The sequence below is a fragment of the Burkholderia pulmonis genome, assembly GCF_984667975.1.
On sequence record NZ_OZ480188.1, the window covers coordinates 544,536 to 565,886 of the forward strand.

3 protein-coding genes are annotated in these 21,351 nt (G+C 69.4%); all 3 read right to left on the reverse strand.

What is annotated here, in order from left to right; all coding sequences use genetic code 11:
* Genes AC5LXK_RS34160 through AC5LXK_RS34170 form a run of 3 tightly spaced genes read right to left on the reverse strand, consistent with a single transcriptional unit; the run spans nt 1 to nt 21,100 of the window.
* A complete protein-coding gene (locus AC5LXK_RS34160) occupies nt 1-13,395 on the reverse strand; it encodes an amino acid adenylation domain-containing protein (protein WP_493395033.1) in 13,395 nt (4,464 codons plus the stop codon).
* Nucleotides 13,392-16,715 (reverse strand): type I polyketide synthase, encoded by a 3,324-nt coding sequence (locus AC5LXK_RS34165; RefSeq protein ID WP_493395034.1) that lies wholly within the window; start codon nt 16,713-16,715, stop codon nt 13,392-13,394. The genes AC5LXK_RS34160 and AC5LXK_RS34165 overlap by 4 nt, the downstream gene beginning before the upstream one ends.
* Nucleotides 16,712-21,100, reverse strand: a complete 4,389-nt coding sequence (locus tag AC5LXK_RS34170) for a beta-ketoacyl synthase N-terminal-like domain-containing protein (protein WP_493395035.1) — start codon at nt 21,098-21,100, stop codon at nt 16,712-16,714. Before AC5LXK_RS34170 ends, AC5LXK_RS34165 begins: the two co-directional genes overlap by 4 nt.
* Nucleotides 21,101-21,351 lie beyond the last annotated feature (251 nt).

Here is a 21,351-nt window from a genome sequence, read left to right on the forward strand (position 1 = left end):
TTAGAATGCGCTGAGTTCGACGGTCGGCTGACGGGTTTCGGCATGCAGCGCGCGTTGTCCCAGGGTCAGGTTCCGGATGCGAACGCCCGGATCCGCCAGCACTTCGTCGATGACGGACGTCAGCTCGCCGGCGAGGCCTTGCACCAGCGCCTCGCTGAACCGCCCCGCGTGATAGACGACGCTGATCGCGAGGCCTTCGGCGCGCGGTTCGGCCAGGAACCAGAAGTCCGTCGCGGCTTCCGTGTCCGCGTGTTGCGGGTCGTGGTCCGGCCGCTCGGCAATGCGTACCTGTCCCGCGTAGCGATCGACGGCGCCGTCGCGCTGGTTCTGCAGCGTCAGGCCGATGTCGAAGAGCGGGTTGCGCCCCGCGACACGCTTGATGTGCAGTTCGTCGATCAGGCGATCCAGCGGATATAGCGGGTGGGAGAACGCTTCGAGCGTGGTGTCCCGCACGCGGGTCAGCAGCGTGTCGAAACGGTCGTCGCCGGCGACGCGGTCGCGCAGCGCCAGCACGTTCAGGTACGGGCCGACCTGCGACTCGAGTTCGGGCAGCTCGCGGCCCGCGACCGGCGTGCCGACGACGATGTCCTCCTGGCCGGAGCGGCGGTAGAACAGCGCCTTGACGGCGGACAGCAACGCGACGAACAAGGTCGCGCCATGACGCTTGCCGAGCGCTTCGAGCGCCGTCGACTTGGCGGCGGGCAGCTCGAACCCCCAGGTTTTCCAGCTCGGCGCGGCCGGCTGCTCGACGTCGCCCGGCAGTGCCAGTGCGCGCAGGCCGCCGCCCAGCCTGGTCAGCCAGTAGTCCTTCATGCGGGCGCCGTCCGGCCCGGCGAGCAGGCGGTTCAGCCAGCCGGCGTAATCCTTGTACTGGATCGACAGGGCCGGCAGCGGATTGTCCCGGTGCTGGACGAACGCGTCATAGAGCTTCGACAGGTCGTCGAGCAGCACCTCCGTGGACCAGCCGTCGCTCACGATGTGATGCATCGTGCAGAGACAGACGTGACGGACTTCGGAGAACCGGAGCAGCTTGACGCGGAACAGCGGGCCGGTGGCGAGATCCATCGGCGCAAGCCGTTCGCTCGCGTAGATCGACGCGGCCCGGGCATCCCGGTCCTCGGCATCCTGTAGATCGACGACCTCGACCGGGAAAGCCGCTTCGCCCGGCGGCAGCACGTGCTGGACCGGCTGGTTGCCCGCGAGCGCGAAACGCGTGCGCAGGATCTCGTGACGTTCGCTCAGCGCGCGGAACGCACGCACGAGCGCGTCCACGTCCAGCACGCCCTCGAACAGCAGGGACGTGGGCAGCGGCCCGCCGGCTTGTGCCCCGTTGAGGCGATCCTGGACCCACAGCCGCGTCTGGGCCGGAGAGAGTTCGTAGTGCGTCTGCGCCGGCAGCGGCGTCACGGGCACGTAATCGATCGGCTGCGTATCGGCGATGCGCTTCGCGAGGCTCGAAATGGTCGGGTGCGCGAACAGGCTGCGGATTTCCAGCTTCGCATGCAGATCGCGACGGATGCGCGCGACGACTTTCGTCGCGGACAGCGAGTTGCCGCCCAGCTCGAAGAAGTTGGCGGTCGTCCCGATCCGGGCCTGGCCGAGCACTTCCTGCCAGATGGCCGTCAACTGCGCTTCGAACGCGTTGGCGGGCTCGACGTGGCTCGGGCCGTCGCCGGGTTCGGGCAGCCTGGCGCGATCGAGCTTGCCGTTGGGCAGATACGCGAACGCGGTCACGACGACGAACGCGGACGGCACCATGTAATCCGGCAGCCGCTGCTGCAGGAGGCCGCGCACCGCTTCGATCAGCTCGGATTCGGGGTGCGACGAGCACAGCCATGCGACGAGTTTCGCGCCGTCGTCCACGCCGCGCAGCGCCACGACGGCGGCGTCGACGAGCGGATGCGAGGTCAGCACCGCTTCGATTTCACCGGGTTCGATGCGCAGGCCGCGCAGCTTGATCTGGTGGTCGATGCGACCGAGGAATTCGATGTTGCCGTCGGCGCGGTAGCGCGCGAGATCGCCGGTGCGATAGAGACGCGCCTGCGGATCGCTCGAGAACGGATCGGCGATGAACTTCTCGGCGCTCAGTTCGGGTTCGCCGTGGTAGCCGAGCCCGACCGGCGTGCCGCCGATCAGCAATTCGCCGGCCACGCCGAGCGGGGTGGGCTGCATCTGCGCATCGACGATGTAGAGGCGGGTGTTGGCGATGGGTCGCCCGATCGGGACGACGCGATGCAGGTCGTCGCGCCGGCACTCCCATGCGCTCACGTCGACGGCGGCCTCGGTGGGGCCGTAGAGGTTGGTCAGCGCGACGTCGAGGCGCTCGAAGCAGCGCTGCTGCAGGTCATGGGGCAGGGCCTCGCCACTGCACACGACGCGGCGCAGCGACGCGCAGCGCGCGTCGAGGTCCGGCTGGTCGAGGAAGGCGCGCAGCATCGACGGCACGAAGTGAATCGTGGTGATCCGTTCGCGCTCGATGAGTTCGGCCAGATAGTCGGTCTCGCGCTGGCCGCCGGGGCGGGCGAACACGAGTCGCGCGCCGGTGACGAGCGGCCAGAAGAATTCCCAGACGGACACGTCGAAGCTGAACGGGGTCTTCTGCAGGACGGCGTCGTCGGCGTCGAGCACGTAGGCCTGCTGCATCCACAGGATGCGGTTGGTGATCGCGCGGTGCGCGTTGAGCGCGCCCTTGGGTCGTCCGGTGGAGCCGGACGTGTAGATCATGTAGGCGAGGTTGTCGCCGGTCAGATCAGGCTCGGGGTTGGCCACCGCATCGGGATCGAGGGCAAGCGCATCGGAATCGACGACGATCAAGGAGGCGTCGGTATCGGGCAGCGCGGCGAGCAGGTGCTGCTGGGTGAGGATCCAGCGCAACTGCGCGTGGTCGATCATGAAGCGCACGCGCTCGGCGGGGTAGTCGGGATCGACGGGGACGTAGGCGCCGCCGGCCTTGAGGACCGCGAGGAGCGAAACGATCATGTCGAGCGAGCGCTCCATGGCGACGCCGACGAGGGCATCGGGCCCGACGCCGAGCGCGATGAGCCGGTGCGCGAGGCGGTTGGCGCGGACGTTGAGTTCGGCGTAGGTGAGCGTGTCGTTGTCGTAGACGGCGGCGACGGCGTCAGGCGTGCGCTCGACCTGCTGTTCGAACAGGCGATGCAGCGGCTGTGCGGCGGCTGCGCCGAAATCCGTCTCGGTCCGGTTCCACTCGACGGTCAGCAGGTTCCGCTCGGCTTCGCTCATCAGCGGCAACCCGGCGACGACGGCCGACGCATCGTCCGCGAGACGTGCCAGCAGCGTCCGGTAGATCGCGAGGAATCGCTGCACCGTGCTCGCTTCGAACAGATCGGTGTTGTAGTCGCAATCGATCAGGAGCTCCTGCCCGGAATCGAGGACGTTGACGTTCAGGTCGAACGCGGTATGGCGGATCAGCGGGGCGACCAGGTCGACCCTCAGGCCGGGCAGCTCGGGCAGCGCCGATACGGGTTCCAGGTTGAAGACCGCCGAGACCAGCGGTGCGGCGTTGAGATCGCGCTGCGCGCCGATTTCGCGGACCAGCTCGGCGAACGGATAGTCCTGGTGCTCGAGCGCGTCGAGCAGGTTTTTCCGGGTGCCGGCCAGGAAGCTGGCCACGGTGGCCTGCCCGGGCAGCGTGGAGCGCAGCGGCAGCAGGTGCGTGCAGTAGCCGGCGAGGCGATCGCTGCCCGTCACGGAACGTCCGGTCACCGGGATGCCGGTGACGATCTCCTGCTGGCCGGCGATGCGGTGCAGGAACAGATTGAAGCCCGCGAGCAGCACCATGTAGAGCGTGCAGCCGTTCTGGCGGGCGGCGGTGCGCAGCGACGCGGCCGCCGCCGTATCCAGATGCAGCGACACGCGTTCGCCGTGAAACGTCTTCACCGCGGGCCGCGGGTAGTCCGCCGGAAGATTCAGCGGCTCGGCCTGGTGCTCGCATTGCGCGAGCCAGTACGCACGATTCGCCTTCGTTTCAGGGCTGTGGCGCTGGCTGTCGAGCTGCTTCAGGTAGTCGCGGAACTGGAGCGGCGCCGCGGCCGGCGCGGCACCGGCATACGCCCGGGCCAGATCCTCGAGCAGGATGCCGAACGTCGAGCCGTCACAGATGATGTGATGCGCCGTCATCACCAGCAGGTGACGTTCGCTGTCGAGGCGCACGAGCGCCGCGCGAAAGAGCGGGCCGTTCACCAGGTCGAACGGCTGGCAGCTTTCCTGCTCCCGCCATGCATCCTGGTCCGCGTCGATCAGCGGAATCCGCAGTGTCAGCGACGGATGCACGATCTGGCCCGCGCCGTCCGGCGTCACCGTCGTGCGCAGCGCCTCGTGTCGATCGACCAGGCCCTGGATGGCCGCGCGCATCGCGGCCTCGTCGAGCCGGCCCTTCAGTTCCAGCGTGGTGTTGACGTTGTAGGCCAGCGAGCCTTCGGGATCGATTTCCGACAGCACCCACAGCTGGCGTTGCGCCTCGCTCAGCGCGGCCACCGTGCCGTGCTTCGAGTGCGGCCGGATGAAACCGCCGCGGCGCAGGTCGGCAACGCTGTCCTTCACCGCCCGGATGAAGCGGTCGACATCGGCATCGGTATGCGCGGTGGACAGGAAGCAGGTGCGCCATTCCCAGATGTAGATGCCCTTTTCGAGCATGTGATAGAAGAACAGGTCCAGGTTCTCGGTGAATTCGAAGCGGAACATCGAGCCGAACCACGTGACCTTGATCGGCGCCTCGGCTTCCGTGAAGAACGCGTTCAACGTCGCGGCGATGTGCGCGGTCCGTTCGTTGAGCTCGGTCTGCAGCGCCGGGCCTTCCTGTTCGATCTTCTCCAGCACGGCCAGCGCGGCCGCCATCGCTAGCGGGTACTGGCAGAACGTGCCGCCGAACGCGGTGCGGTCCGCGACGGGGAACGAATGGTCGCCGTAGGTCCACATGCCGCCGTCGATCGCGTCCATGAAGCGGGTGGTGCCGGCGATGACGCCCAGCGGCAGGCCGCCGCCGATGATCTTGCCGTACGTCGCGAGATCGGCCCGGATGCCGAACATGGCCTGGGAGCCGCCCGGATGGACGCGGAAGCCGGTGATCATTTCGTCGAAGATCAGTGCGACGCCGGCCTCTTCGGTGATGCGGCGCAGTTCCTTGAGGAACGCGACGGGCTGCAGGGACGGGTTGCGGCTCTGCACCGGCTCCACCATCACGGCCGCCAGGGTCGACGCCATGCCGCGAATGGCCTCGAGTGCGGCATCGCTGCCGTAGTCGAGCAGGATCATGTTCTCGACCGAGCCGAACGGCACGCCCGGGGCGATGGTTTCCGTGATGCCTTCCGCGTTCGCCGCGGCGAGCGTGCCGTCGGCATGGCCGTGATACGAGTGCGTGAACATCACGATCTTGTCGCGCCCGGTCACGGCGCGTGCGAGCCGCATGGCGGTCATGACCGCCTCGGTGCCGGTGTTCGAGAACGCCACGCGATCGAGGCCGGTGACGCGGGCAAAGCGCGCGGCCACTTCGCCGACGAGGCTGGAGCGCGCGCCCAGTTCGAGCGGGCGTTGCCATTCGCGGGTGACCTGATGCTGGATGAAGTCCGGCGTGTGGCCGAACAGGTGCACGCCGAAGCCCATCGTGAAATCGATGTACTCGTTGCCGTCGATGTCCCACAGCCGCGAGCCGGCCGCGCGATCGCCGACGATCGGATACAGCATCTCCTTGGTCGAGAAGCGGAAGCCGACCGTGGCGCGGCTGTCGGCCAGCACCGGGCGGGACGCCTGCACCGATTCCTTCGATTTCCGGGTGCGCGTCGTGTAGCGCACGATCAGCGCTTCGAGATGCTCCTGCTGCGCGGCGGACAAGCCGCGCGCCCGCTGTTCGACCGGGCTGCCCCACGGCATCATCGGCTTGCGCGGCTGATTGTCGGTCGCGGCCGCCGTTGCCGGCGCAGGCTTCGCCGCGGGCGCGGCGGCCGGCACCGCGATCGCGGCCCTGGCTGCGACGTTCGCAACGTTCGTGAGGGCTTGCGCGGCGACCGTCGCCGGCCGGACGTCGGCGTGGCCGGTCATCGACGTGCGCAGCAGCTCCATCTGCTGGCTCATGACGCGGGACAGCAACTGGTTCTGCTCGCGCAACACGCGCTCGACCGTGGAGCCGCCTTCGACCGCCACCCATTCCGCCGGTGCGGCGGCGGCGGGTGCTGCAAGCCCCTCCGCCGAAGGCGCGAGCGTGACGGTGGACGGCTCGGCCACGGCCACCGGTGTGGCCTCGGACGGCGCGGCGGCGGCCGGCAGGTTGTCCGAAATATATTCGGCGAGCGCCTGCACCGTCGCCAGGTCTTCGAAGAAGCGGCGCATGGCCGTCTTCACGCCGTACTGTTTCTCGATGTGCCGGATGGCCTCGATCAGCACGATCGAGTCGGCGCCCATTTCCAGGAACGGCAGGTCGATGTTGATGGTGGCGGGATCGGCCTGGATCAATTCGCCGATCTTGCCGCGAAGCCACTCGAGAATTTCGCCGCTACGGTCTTGAGCCGGCGTGGCGGCGATGGGTGATGCGCTTGTCTGAGTCATGGACGTGTCCGCTTTCTGAAACCAGGTACGGCTGCGTTGGAAGGGATAGGACGGCAATGCGACGCGCGCGGGCGCGGGTGTTTCGGTTGCGGCCCAGTCGATCTCGACGCCTCGGGCATAAAGGCTCGACAGCGTTTCGACCAGGGCTTGCTGCTCGACCTGCGGCCGCTGCAGGGCAACGAACTGGATCCCTGCATCCGGCGCGCAGCACGCACGCGCGAGGTTGACGAGCACCGGCTTGGGGCCGATTTCGACCAGCACGTTGAAACCGGCTTCGGCGAGGCGCTCGACGCTGCTCGCGAACTGCACCGGCTCCCGGCAGTGCCGGCGCCAGTACGCTTCGGTGGGCGCCTCGTCCATCAGGGCGCCCGTGAGATTCGAATAGAACGGAATCGCCGGGCGGGCGACCGGCACGGCTTTCGCCGCGGCCTGGAAGCTGTCCAGCATCGGCTCGAGCAGCGGCGAGTGAAACGCGTGCGACGTGTTGAGCGGCACGGACCGGATGTCCTGCGCGGCGAACGTGTCGACCAGCTGCGCGATGCGTTCGCGCCTGCCGGAAATCACGATGCTGGCCGGGCCGTTGACGGCCGCCACCGCGACCTCGTGCGACCAGGCTGCGATCGCGCGCTCGACCGTGGCGAGGTCGGTGAAAATCGCCGCCATCTCGCCGTCGCGGGGCAACGCCTGCATCAGCCGGCCGCGCTCGGCGATCAGCCGCAGGCCGTCTTCCGGCGAGAACACGCCGGCCGCGCAAGCCGCCGCGTACTCGCCGACGCTGTGGCCCATCACGGCGTCGGGCACCACGCCGAACGACGCCAGCAACGTGGTGAGCGCGTACTGCAGCGAGAACAGGGCCGGCTGGCTGTAGCCGGTCTGGTGGATGTCCTCGGACGGCGCGGACAGCACCTCGAGCAACGGCTTGTCGAGCAGCGGATCGGCCACCGCGCGGCAGCGGTCGATGGCGTCGCGAAACACCGGATACGCGTCGTACAGGCGGCGGCCCATGCCGGCGTATTGCGAGCCCTGACCGGTGAACAGGAACGCCATCTTCACGCGGGGCGTGCTCTGCGCCGCGCCGGCGGGTTCCTTCGCGTGGAATGCGCGCAGCTTGTCGATGGCGTCCTCGACGGACGTCACCGGCAGCGCCAGCCGATGCGCGAAATGCGAGCGGCCGGCCGCCGCCGAAAACGCCACGGCCGCGATATCGAGACCGGGTTCGGCTTCGAGCCGCCGCTGATAGCGCCCGGCAAGCTCGCGCAACGCCGCCGGCGTCTTGCCCGACAGCACCAGCGGATGCACGTTGTGTCGGGACGGCGTCGCCGGTCGCGCCGGCGCGGGTGCTTCTTCCAGCACCAGGTGCGCATTGGTGCCGCTCGCGCCGAACGCGCTGACGCCGGCTCGCCGTGGCCGCTCGCCGCGCGGCCACGCGCTCGCCTGCGCACAGATCTCGACGGGCAGCGCGTCCCACTGCACCAGCGGGTTCGGGCGGCGGAAATGCAGGTGCGCGGGCAGGCGGTCGTGGTTCAGCGACAGCACGACCTTGATGACCCCCGCGATGCCGGCGGCGGATTCCGTGTGGCCGATGTTGGTTTTCACCGAGCCGACGCGCAGCCGCCGGGCCGCGTCGCGGCCTTCGCCGAACACCGCCGCCAGCGCCTGCACCTCGACGGGGTCGCCCAGTTGGGTACCGGTGCCGTGCGCTTCCACGTAGTCGATGGACGCGGCGGGCAAGCCGCCCAGCGCCTGGCGGATCACGGCTTCCTGCGCGCGCCCGTTCGGCGCGGTAAAGCCGCTCGACGCGCCATCGTGGTTGACGGCCGAACCGCGCAGCACGGCCAGCACGCGATCGCCGGCGGCGAGCGCATCGGACAGGCGCTTGAGCACCAGCGCCCCGCAGCCCTCACTGCGCACGAAGCCGTCCGCCGCCGCGTCGAAGGTCTTGCAGCGGCCGTCCGGCGCCAGCGCCCGCGTGCGCGACACGGCGACGGAGTTGTCCGGCGACAGGATCAGGTTGACGCCGCCCGCGATGGCGAGATCGCATTCGCCGCTGCGCAGGTTCTGGCTCGCGACATGGATCGCGGTGAGCGACGACGAGCAGGCGGTGTCGATCGCCATGCTCGGCCCCTGCACGCCCAGTCCGTACGAGATGCGGCCGGCCGCCGTGTTGAGCGGATTGCCGGTGAAGAAATAACCGTCGATGCCGCTGCCGCCGCCGTTGCGCAGCTGCAGGTTCGCGTAATCGTTGGTGGTGATGCCGACGAACACGCCGGTCCGGCTGCCCTTGAGGCCGTCGACGGGAATGCCGGCATGCTCCAGTGCTTCGTGACTGACTTCGAGCAACAGGCGCTGCTGCGGGTCCATCGCGGCCGCTTCGCGCGGCGTGATGCGGAAAAAGGCCGGATCGAACTGGTCGACGTCGTCGAGGAAACCGCCGAAGCGGGAATACATACGCCCCGGCGCCTCGGGATCGGGATCGTAGTACGCGTCGACATCCCAGCGCGCGCGCGGCACTTCGGAAATCGCATCCACGCCGTCGTTCAACAACTGCCAGTAGGCGTCGAGGTCATGCGCGGCGCCCGGGAAACGGCAACTCATGCCGACGATCGCGATCGGCTCCGGCGTGCCGGTCTCGCGGGCAGTCACGGCCGGCACGGCAGGCTGCGACGACGGGACCTCCGTCGGCGCCATGGACGCGTCCGGCGTCGTGCCGGACGACTGCTCCGCGAGGAAATCCGCGAGGGCGTTGACCGTCGGATGATCGAACAGCAGCGCGACCGACAACGGGATGCCCAGCGCCTTTTCGAGGAGCGCACGCACGTCCAGCGCCATCAGCGAATCCATGCCCATCTCGAAGAAGCCGAGGTTGCGATCCAGCGCCCCCGCTCCGTAGCCGAGCACCTGGGCCACCGCGCGATCGATGCTGTCCGCCAGCAGGCGCTTGCGCTCGCGCGGCGAGACATCGCTCATTGCCGGCATCGTCCGCGCGCTCGCGGCGGCGCTCGCCACCCGCACGCGATCGAGGAAGGGCCGGGGCCCGCGCGCCTCGTAGGAGGCCTGGAACAGCGCCATGTCGAGATCGACGGCTGCGGCCTGGGGCACGGCAGGGAGGTGATTCAGCAGATCGAGCGCGCGCTCGGCTTCCAGCGACTGGATGCCGACCCGTCGCAGCAACGCTTCCGCCTCGGGGAACGTCATGCCGCCTTGCGTCCAGGGGCCCCAGTTCACGCTCAGGGCCGGCAGGCCCAGCGCGCGGCGATGATGCGCGAGCGCGTCGAGGAAGCGGTTCGCGGCGCTGTAGTGCGCCTGGTCACGCGAGCCCCACGCGGACGCGATCGACGAAAACAGGATGAAGAAATCGAGCGGGAAGGGCGCGCTGTGCTGATGGAGCAGCCACGCGCCGGCGACCTTGGGTTGCAGGACCGCGTCGAGTTCCGCGCGCTCGACCTGCATGAGCGGCTTGTAGCCGACGATGCCGGCCGCATGCACGATGCCCCGCAGCGGCACGCCGTCGCGCCGCAGCGCGGCGAAAAACGCCGCAACCGCCACCGGGTCGGCGATATCGAGACGCTCGCAGCGCAGCGACACGTCGCGCTCGCGCAGCTCGGCGATCGCCTGCCGGCTCTCGTCGCTCGCGGCCCCTTGACGGCCGGCCAGGATCAGCGTGCGCGCGCCGCGCGCCGCCAGCCATCGGGCGGTGTGCAGCCCGAGCGCGCCGAACCCGCCGGTGATCAGGTAGGCCGCGTCCGGGTCGACCTGCAGCGCGGCCGTGTCGGCTTGCGCGAGCGGGCTCAGGCGCGCGACATGACGCACGCCGTCCCGCAAGGCCACCTGTTCTTCACGGTGCTCGTCGAGCAGTTCCTGAAGCAGTGCCTGCGTCTCGTCCGCCGGCGCGGCCGGATCGAGATCGATCGCCGTGCCGAACCATTCCGGATGCTCGATCATCGCGCCGCGCGCCAGGCCCGACAGTGCGGCCTGTGCGAGCCCCGTGACGCGGGGCGCTTCACCGGCTTCCACCGCATCGCGGGTGACCACCCGGATCCTCGGCCGGATCGAAGGCGTCTGCTCGCGCTCGCTGCCGACCAGCGCATGCACGAGGTGCAGCAGCGCGGCAGACATGCGCGACGCGCCCACGACTTCGTCCAGCGCCCACAAGAAGACGATGTGCTGCGCGGGAGCGGCGGTCTCGTTCAGCAAGCGGACGAAATGATCCGGCCGCTCGGGCGCGACCTGCCAGCCCGCTTCCGCGCTTGCGCTGTAGTCGCTGCCGGGGCGCACCAGCGCACACGACGCGCCGTGCGTACGCAGCAGCGCGGCGAGCCGCTCGCCGACCCCGCTTTCGTCCGCGAAGATCAGCCATGGGGACGCGTCGGCGGCGAGCCGGGCCGTCGGTGACGCGGCGTGCGGCTCCCACACCACGTGATAGAGCGGGGGCGCGGTCGGGGCCGCGGTGTCGGCCGGGGCGAACACGGTCCTGAGCAGTTCCGGAAAGACGTTCAGCACGTCTTCCGGGTACTTGCCGGACGACTTGAGATGCCGCAACGCCGCGTCGATGCTGCCGGCATCCATCCCGACGACGGGCGACGGGATCTTCTCCAGGCTGAAGCGCTGCCGCTCGAACGGGTAGTTCGGCAACGTGGTGGCAGGCTGGGCCGATGCCGGAAACAGCGCGTGCCAGTCGAACTGCCCGCCCTGCACGTACAGCGCCGCGAGTGCGTGCTCCAGTGCGTCGCCGGCGCATGGCGGCGGCAGCCAGCCGTCGGCAAGCCCGTCCGGCGCGGCCGGCGCGTCGGCCCGATCCGGTGCGCCGGCAAGCTGCAGCCAGTACTGCGGCTGCGTCGCCTCGTCGGTCACCTCGGCGCCGAGACAGCCGGAAATCAGGCGGACCGACGGGCGGGCGAGGGGCATGTCCCGCAGCGCGGCGCGCGAGGCTTCGGGATCCGGGCGGGCGGCGACGAGGCGCAGCGCGTCGGCCACGCTCACGACACCCGCCACGCAGGCCGCGACATATTCGCCGATGCCGTGTCCCGACACGACGGACGCCCGGATGCCCCAGCCCTTCCACAGTTCCGCCCACGCGAACTGGGTCGCGAAGCGGCCCGCGTCGGTATCGAGTGCGTCCAGCGGCACCGAGCAACGGTCGAACGCATCGCGAAACAGCGGTTCCGACGCGTGGAGCGCGTGCGCGGCGCCGGTGTCCGGCACACCGAACCAGGCGCCCGTGCGCCACGCCTTGCCCGTGCGGGCGACGGCCGCCGACGCGTTTCTCACGCCCGCCACGTAGGCCGTGCGAAACGGATAGTGACTCCGTCCGGTGGCGGCGGCGCGGCAGATGGCGGCCCGCTCCGGCGGCGTCGCACCGGCGATCGCGGCCTCGTAGCGTTGCGCGAGCGCCGCCAGCGCCGCGTCGGATCTGGCCGACAGCAGCAGCACCTGGCGCTGCGCCGCGTGCGCCGGCGCGACGGGCGGTTCCTCGACGATCGCGTGGGCGTTGGTGCCGCTGAATCCGAACGCGCTGACCCCGGCGATGCGCCTGCGCTCCCCGCGACGCCACGCGACCGGATCGGCCGCGACGCGGATCGGGATGTCCTGCCACGGCGTATGCGGATTGGGCTGCGTGAAATGCAGGTGCGCCGGAATCCGGTCGTGCTCGAACGACAGCAGGACCTTGATCAGGCCGGCGATGCCGGACGCGGATTCGAGATGCCCGATATTGGTCTTGACCGACCCGATCACGAGCGGCTCGCCCGCCTCGCGGCCGGGACCGTAGACGCCCGCCAGCGCGTCGACCTCGATCGGGTCGCCGAGGGACGTGCCGGTGCCGTGGGCCTCGACATAGGAGACGTCGCCGGGCGCGACGCCGGCCTGGCTCAGCGCACGGCGTATCACCCGCTCCTGCGAATCGCGGCTCGGCACGGTCAGCCCGCCGCCGCCGCCGCCCTGGTCGACCGCCGTGCCACGCACGATGCCGAGCACGCGGTCGCCGTCCGCGAGCGCGTCGGCAAGTCGCTTGAGCACCACCATGCCGCACCCTTCGCCGCGCACATAGCCGTCCGCCGCCGCGTCGAAGGTCTTGCAGCGTCCGTCCGGCGACAGCATGCGCGCCTGCGAGAAGCTGACCATGACCTCGGGCGACAGCATCAGGTTGACGCCGCCCGCGAGCGCCATGGCGGTCTCGCGCGAGCGCAGGCTTTCGCAGGCCAGGTGCAGGCAGACCAGCGACGACGAGCAGGCCGTATCGATCGCCATGCTCGGGCCGGTGAGGCCCAGCACGAATGACAGCCGGCCCGCGGCCATGTTCAGCGCGCTGCCCGTGCCGGCGTAGCTGCTCGACGGCATCGCCGCATTGGACACCTGGATCGCATGGTCGAAGCAGGTGATGCCGACGTACACGCCCGTGGCGGACTGCCGGAAGCGCTCGGGCGCGAGATGGGCGTTCTCGAGCGCCTCCCAGGCCACTTCGAGCAGCAGCCGCTGCTGCGGATCGAGATAGGTCGCCTCGCGCGGCGCGATCCCGAAGAACGCGGCGTCGAACTGATCCACGCGTTCGAGAAACGCGCCGTGGCGGGTCGCCATCTTGCCGGGCGCGGACGGATCGGAGTCGTAATAGCGATCGATGTCCCAGCGTTCGCCGGGCACTTCGGTGACGGCATCGCGCGCGCCGTCGAGCAATTGCCAGAACGCGTCCGGCGTATCGCTGCGGCCGGGGAAGCGGCAAGCCATGCCGATGACGGCGATCGGTTCGTTGCGGTCCGCGCGCAGCGCCGCGATTTCCGCGCGCCGCTGGCGCAATTCGTCGAGCGCGGCTTTCAGTGCATGCGTGGCCTTGGCGTTCATTGGGCGCCGATCTCCTGCGCGATCAGTTCGGAAAGGTCGTCCTCGTCGAGGTCGTCGGACGCTTCGTCGACGACAGGCGCGGGGAGCGACGGTGACAGTTCGCCGAGCACGTACCGGGCGAGCGCTTGCAGGTTCGGATAGGAAAAGAACAGCGTCGCGCGGAACGGCCGGCCGAACACCTTGGTGAGGCGGTCGGTCAGTTCGAGCGCGATCAGCGAATCCAGGCCGAGATCGAGCAGCGATTGCCCGGGTGCGATGGCGTCGGGGCCGGGCAGGCGCAACGTCTCGGCCAGCATCGTCGCGAGCGTGCCGGCGACGAGCTCGAGCCGCTCGCTCGGCGCGCACGCATGCAGCTGGCGCAGCAGCGCCGTCTCTTGCTGCGCAGGCTGCGCGGCCGGTTGCGCCAGCTCGGAAAACAACGCCGATCCGGCCGCCGGCGCATCGACCCGGAACAGCGTCGGCCAGTCGATGTGCGCGACCCCGGACTGGGCAACGCCGGACGCCATCAGTCGTTCCAGGGTCGCCATGGCGAGGTCGGGCGACAGCGTGCCGACGCCGAGCGCGCCCAGTTGCTCATGCGCGCGCCGTCCGTAGTCGGTGGCGGCGTGGCCGATCTCGGCCCACGGCCCCCAATTGACGCTGAGCCCCGGCTTTCCGTGCGCGCGCCGATGTTGCGCCAGGGCGTCGAGGAAGCTGTTCGCCGCCGCGTAGTTGCTCTGGCCCGGCATGGTGATCAGCGCGGCCATCGACGAGAACAGCACGAAATGGTCGAGCGGCAGGTCGGCCGTCAGCTCGTGCAGATACCACGCGCCGTCGGCCTTGCCGCTTCCGGCGCGATGGAAGAAGTCGTCGTCCTGGCGCGTCAGCAGCGCATCGTCGAGTGCGCCGGCGAGGTGAAACACCCCTTTGAGCGGCGGCATCGAACGCGCGATTTCGTCGATCGCGTCCGCGACATCCTCGCGACGCGACAGATCGGCGCGAATGAATCGTGCGTCGAGCGTTTGCAGGATGCCGGCGGCCTCGGCGGAAGGCTCGCTGCGCCCCAGCAGCACGATCTTGCCGGCGCCGTTGCCGGCGAGCCAGGAGGCGAGCCGCAGGCCGAGCCCGCCGAGCCCGCCCGTCACCAGATAGGTCGCGTCGGCATGGAACCCGATCGGCCGGTGGCTGACTAATTCGCGATTGTCGCGGCCAATGCGCGCGACGTAGCGCTGCCCGCGGCGAAACGCGACCATGTCTTCGCGGCCGCCGGCCAGCACCGCCTGCACGATGTCCGCCGCCGACGGCTGCGCGGGATCGAGGTCGATCAGGCCGCCCCACAGCGGCGCATGCTCCACCGCGATCGCGCGGCCCAATCCCCACAGGGGCGCCTGCGCCACCGCGGTCGATTCGTCATCCAGAACGTTCATCGCGCCCGACGTCACCAGCCACAGGCGCGCCTGCCGGGCCGACGGCGCGTGCGATGCAAGCGCCCTGACCAGTTGCAGCACGCTCGCGCTCGCATGCCGTCTCGCCGCGATGTCGGCGGGTGCGAGATCGAGACTCCACAGATGGATGACGCCCTTCAGCGGCCGGTCGAGCGCGGGCAGCGCTGGGCTCGCGTCGGCAAAATGCAGCGTGCACGTATCGCCCGCGCTTTCCAGCAGCGCCGACAGTTGCGCACCGACGCCGCCGCGATCCGCGAGAATCAGCCACTCGCCATTGGCCGACGCGCCGGTTGCCGCTTCGACGCTCGACGGTCTCCAGACGCGCTGATACAGCAGTGCGGCGAAGTCGTGCCGCTCGACGGCTCGCCCGGTGCGCACCTGCTGCAACCGCAGCCCGTCGATCTCGATCAGCAGCCTGCCGGCGAGATCGTGGACGCGGATATCGCCTTCCAGCGCGTGTTGTCCGGCCGGCTTGCGCAGCGTTGCGTGGCTCCACGCGTCCGCCGACGACGGCGGCCGGTGCACCCGTACCGCACCGATCGAACTGGGCAGGTACAGGTCGCCCGCTTCCAGCGCGGCCGGATCGATGGCGGCGGCGAGCACGCGGCTGCACGCATCGAGAAAGGCCGGGTGCACCTGGTAGGGCGACGACGCCAGTGCGTCGGCCGGCAGGCTGATTTTTCCCAGCGCCTCGCCGGCCGTGCGCCAGATCTGCCGGATCGCGTCGAACACGCCATCGATCTGCACGCCGTACCGGCGGATTTCGCCATTGAAGTCCTCGCCCGACGTCGTTTCGGTGCAGCGGGCCTGCACTTCGGCCGCATCGAATGTCGTCGTCTCGACGCGCCGTTTGGGCGCGCACATCTCCCGCAGCCGGCGCAACTGCGGAAGATTGCCGAGGATCAGCTCGACCGGCGGGCCGAAATCGAGCAGGCACGCCACTTCGTCCACGCCGATCGATTCGAGGTCCCGCACCAGGTCGACGCAGGTTTCCGGCGTACCGATCAGGCCGCGCGATTGCGCGAAGCGTTCGTAGAGAAATTCGACGAACTCGTCCAGTTCGCGCGCGCCCATCGCGCGCACGTCCACCGACTGGCCACGGCTTTGCGCGAGCCCGTTCAGCAGCCCGATATTGCTGCGGATGTAGTTGCAGAACGGCGCGCGCGCCTGCTCGCGCACCCGCGCCGCGTCGTCGCCGACGAACGTGTGCAGCATCACCGACACGGTGCCGGCCGCCGGATCGAAACCATGCTTCGCGCGCGCCTCGCGGTAGAGGGCGATCTTGTGCGCGAGCTGGTCCCGATCCTGGTCGAGCACGTGGGTCAGCAGGTTGGCGCCGACTTCGCCGGCGCGGACGAACGTCTGCGGATTGCCGGCGGCGGTCACCCACACGGGCAGTTCCGGCTGTACCGGCGTCGGGTAGATGCGCAACTGCACCGGCTTGCCGACGCCGTTGTTCGCATCCAGCGACTCGCCGCGCCACAGACGCTGGACAGTGCGCATCGTGGTCAGCATGTCGTCCTGCCGCGTCGCGTATTTGTCCGGCGCGAGCACGAAATCGTCCGGATTCCATCCGGAGGCGAACGACACGCCCGCGCGACCGTTCGACAGGTTGTCGACCATCGACCACTCTTCCGCGATCCGGATCGGGTCGTGCAGCGCGGCGACCACGCTGCCCGCGACCAGCCGCACGCGATGGGTGACCGCGGCGAGGGCGGCGTGCAGGACGGCGGGATTCGGGTACAGCGAGCCGAATGCGGTGAAATGGCGCTCCGGCACCCAGACGCTGGAGAACCCGTTCGCATCGGCGAAGCGCGCGCTCTCCATCACGAGCTGGTACTTGTTGCCGGACAACGCCTCTTCACTGCTGGCGAAGAACATCAGGCCGAATTTCATGCGTGGCTCCGATCCGATTCGTGAATTTCGGCACTGGCGCAGATCTGCCATGTCGCGGCAGCGCTCGTGTCCTCGATCCGGTGATAGACGGCAAACGAATACGGTCCCCACGACTGGCGGCTCAGCACGGTCTGCACGGTGCGCGATGCGTGCGGATGCAGCGGCAGGGGCGCATGCAGTGCGAGGTCCTTCAGCGTGGTGTGACCGTCGGCGCCGATCGCCGAGGTGGCCGCCAGCGCCATCTCCACATAGGCGGAATAGGGCAGGACGGGCGGCCCTTTCACGCGATGGCCGCCGAGAAAGGCGGTGGCCGGCGTGTCGAGGCCCGACTCCCAGATCCACGTGCCGGGCGAATGCGCGTGCTGCGCCATGAGTTGCCCGAGCAACGGATGGCCGGGCGCGCGCGGACTGAGCCAGAAGCCGCGACGCTCGAACGGGTAGGTCGGCAGCGTGAGCCGGCGGGGTGGCGCGGGCTGCCCGACGGCATGCCAGTCGACCGATGCGCCACGGACATGGAGTTCGGCGAGCGTGTGCAGGATCGCGTCCCACGCGGCCGCATGCGCGCCGATCTCGATGACGATGCCGCCGGTGCCCGCCGCAGCCGGCGGCACGTCCGCCAGCGAGGCCGCGGCGCGCTGCCCGTCGCCCGTGCTGCTGACGGCATCCGGCGTGATGCCGAAGGACATCCACAGTTGCGCGAGCGCGCGCTGGAATGCCGTGAAGCCGGTTTCGTCCGCGTCGAATGGCTGCTGCGCCAGCGCGCTGAAAACCGGGCTCGCCGAACGCAATTGCCGAACCGCATCCGCGCTGCCGCCGTCGTCGGCGCAAAAATGGAACGTCACCGTGGACGGTGTGTCGGCGCTCTCGCCGGCCGAAACGGCATGCAGCCGCGAACGCAACGCACCGATGCTCGATGCGACGATGGCCGCCCGCCGCGTGAAGTGGGTGCGCCCGGTGTTCGCCGTCCACGCGAACTCCCGCAACTGGATCCCGGGATGGGCGTCGAGATACGCCGCATACGACGCGGCCAGCGCTTGCAACGCGTCGGGCGTGCGCGCGGAGAGCGTCACGACGTGCGCGGCGGGCGCCGCCGGGTCGGCTTCGACCTCCGCGGCGCGCGGCGCTTCGGACAGGATCAGGTGCGCATTGGTGCCGCCGAAGCCGAACGAACTCACGCCGGCCACGCGCGGCCCGGGTTCCGCCTGCCACGACGTGACCTGCTGCGGAATGCGGAACGGCGTGTCGTCGAGCGCGATATGCGGATTGAGCGCCCGGAAATGGAGGTTCGGCGGAATGGCGCAATGGTGCAGCGCCAGCGTGGTCTTGATCAGGCTCGCGATGCCCGCCGCCGATTCCAGGTGGCCGATGTTGGTCTTCACCGAGCCGATCCAGCAGCGTGCTTCCGGCGGACGCCCTTCGCCCAGGACGGCCGTCAGCGCGTTCAGCTCGATGGGGTCGCCCAGCGGCGTGCCCGTGCCGTGCGCCTCGACGAAGCCGATGTCCTGCGGCCGCACGCCGGCATCGCGCAGCGCGGCGTGAATCACCGCCTGCTGAGCCGGGCCATTGGGCGCGGTCAGTCCGTTGCTGCGGCCATCCTGGTTCACCGCCGAGCCGCGGATCACGGCGAACACGGTGTCGCCGTTCTCGAGCGCATCGTCGAGACGCTTGAGCAGCACCATGCCCACGCCTTCGCCGCGCACATAGCCGTTGGCGTCCGCGTCGAACGCCTTGCAGCGGCCATCCGGCGACAGCATCCCCGCTTGCGTGAAGGACGCGCTCAATTGCGGCGCCAGGATCAGGTTGACCCCGCCGGCCAGCGCCGCATCGCTGTCGCCGCGTTGCAGCGCGCGGCACGCGTGGTGGACCGCGACGAGCGACGACGAACACGCGGTATCGACCGCCCAGCTCGGGCCGCGCAGGTCGAGCGTGTAGGAAATGCGGTTGGCGGCGACGCTGAGCGCATTGCCGGTCGCGACATACGGGCCGACGTCCGCGACTTCTTCCTGCGCGAGCCGGACGTAGTCGGTATTGCTGATGCCCACGATGACCGCGGTGCGGCTGCCGGCGAGACGCCGGGGCACGATACCCGCGTGCTCGAACGTTTCCCACGCGACTTCGAGCAGCAGGCGCTGTTGCGGGTCCATCGTTTCGGCTTCGCGGGCGTTGATGCCGAAGAATTCCGCATCGAACTGGTCGACCTGGTCCAGCAACCCCGTGGCCGAAAGGCCGCCGGTGCGCGGCTTCGACGCGCCGACCGCGTCATGCCCCTCCAGCAACCGTTGCCAGAATGCGTCGGGATCGCTGGCGCCGGGGAAGCGGCATCCCATGCCGACGATGGCGATATCCGCACGCGCCGGAGGCGCAACGGATGCGTCGTCCGGCCGGGCATGCGCGGCGCCGCCGAAATGGCGCGCCAGCAGGGCAATGCTCGGGAAATCGTAGACGACGGTAGGGGGAACCGGCTGCCCGAGCCAGTCCTGCAACTCGCCCGAGAGCATGATCGCGTCTTTCGAATCGAGCCCGCAGGCGCTGAATGGCGCATCGGGGTCGAGCTTGCCGGGCGCGATGCCCGACAGATGCGCGACCCGCTCGATGCACCATTGCACCAGTTCTTGCGTACTGCGCACCGCGCCCGCTGCAGGCGCGGGCGCCCGGGACAACGAACGCCGCCATTCGCCCGCGATCGCGAGCCCCTGTTCGTCGAGGAACGCCTGCCGGATCCGGCTTCGCTGGATTTTTCCGCTGGACGTGCGCAGGATCGTGGCGGGCCGCAACAGGATCGCCGCATACAGATCGACGTCGTGCGCTTCGGCGAGCTGGCGGCGGATCGCCGCGGCGACAGCTTCCGCGTCCAGCGTGTTGAGCGCTTCGCGGCGTACTTCACAGGCGATGACGACCCGCTCCGCGTTGTCGATGTTGACCGAGAACGCCGCCGACGCGGCGGGCGCCAGCGCGGGGTGGCTTGCCTCGGCGGATTGCTCGAGATCCTGCGGGTAGTGGTTGCGGCCGGCGACGATGATCAGGTCTTTCAGGCGGCCGGTGACGAAGAGGTGCTCGCCGTCGACGAAGCCGAGATCGCCCGTGCGCAGGTAGGGCGCGTCATCGTCGTTCAGCCTCGCGCGAAAGGTGCGCTCCGTTTCCTCGGCGCGGTTCCAGTAGCCGACGCCGACGCTCGGTCCCGTCACCCAGATCTCGCCGATCCGGCCGGGCGGGCAGCGCTGGCCGGTATCGGGATTCACGATCTGCAGACGGTGTCCCGCCCACGCCCGGCCGCACGAGACCAGCGCGTGATGCTTGCCGCGCGCGTGTTTCGTCGCGATGCCCTGCGCGAGATCGTCGGCGTCGAAGTCCGCGACGAGCGGCAGCGAGCGCGCCGGCTGGCCGGAGATGAACAAGGTCGCTTCGGCCATGCCGTAGACCGGGCGCATGGCTTCCGCATGGAAGCCGCGCGACGCGAATGTGCGCGAAAAACGCGCCACCGACTCCGCGCGCACCGGTTCGGCGCCGTTGAATGCCACCCGCCAGCTGCTCAGGTCCAGCTGGTCGCCGGCTGCGTCGGTAATCTTGCGTGCGCACAGGTCATACGCGAAATCCGGCGCGGCGCAATGCGTGCCGCGATACTTCGTGATCGCCTGCAGCCAGCGGAGCGGCTTCTGCACGAACGCCGCCGGCGCCATCAGCACCGACAGCACACCGAGATAGACCGGCAGCAGTACCTTCCCGAAGAAACCCATGTCGTGAAACACCGGGAGCCAGCTGACGAACACGGCCGACGCATCGGCATCGCTGGCCTCGGCGATGACCGCCATGTTGCTCAGGATGTTCGCATGACTGATCATCACGCCTTTCGGCGTACCGGTGGAGCCCGACGTGTACTGCAGGAGCGCCAGCGTCTGCGGCGTGATGTCCGGCTCGCGCCATTGTTCGGCCGGTGCGTCGAAGCCCTGATCCGTTGCAAGGATCCGCAGCCCCAGCGTGTCGGAATAGCCGTCGTCGCGATGCGCGATGCCGCCCAACGTATCAGCGTCGGTCAGCGCGACGACCGGCCCGGCGTCGGCGACGATCGACTTGAGGCGATCGGCGGGACGATTCCTGCGCGGCGGATATGCGGGCACGCCGATCAGGCCGGCGTACAGGCATCCCACCCATGCGCTGATGAATTCCAGTCCGGGCGGATAGACCAGCAGGACGCGATCGCCCGGTTGCGCGATGCGTTGCAGGCTGGCGGCGATGCCGCGTGCCCGCCGGTCCAGGTCGCCGTACGTGAGCCGGGCCAGCTCCGCTTCGCCGTTATCGAGAAAAATGAATGCCGTCTTCTCCGGTTCGACCTTGCCGCGCAACTGCAGTATTTCTGTAACAGTCCTGAATTTTGTATCGGGAAGCATACTCAACCTTCGTTGTCTGCCAAACGTTGATCTGAATGCACGTCACTTTTGAATCCGTGCGTTCATTCCGACGGGAAACGACAGTCCGCGATGCGGGCCCGGTGACGGGTGCATGTCGGGTTCACTGTCGCGCCGCACGACCTCAGGGCCGGTCGCGGCGCTCCCGTCAGCCTTGCTTCTTGAATCGGGTTTTATCGAGATTAGAGCATCGCTGCAAACCGGCGTCTGCCCTGTCATTCAAGGACACGGCG

Bases quoted from the DNA above. Each gene is read 5' to 3' on its own strand.
- AC5LXK_RS34160 (WP_493395033.1), bottom strand. From the start codon at position 13,395: ATGAACGCCAAGGCCACGCATGCACTGAAAGCCGCGCTCGACGAATTG.
- AC5LXK_RS34170 (WP_493395035.1), bottom strand. From the start codon at position 21,100: ATGCTTCCCGATACAAAATTCAGGACTGTTACAGAAATACTGCAGTTG.
- AC5LXK_RS34165 (WP_493395034.1), bottom strand. From the start codon at position 16,715: ATGAAATTCGGCCTGATGTTCTTCGCCAGCAGTGAAGAGGCGTTGTCC.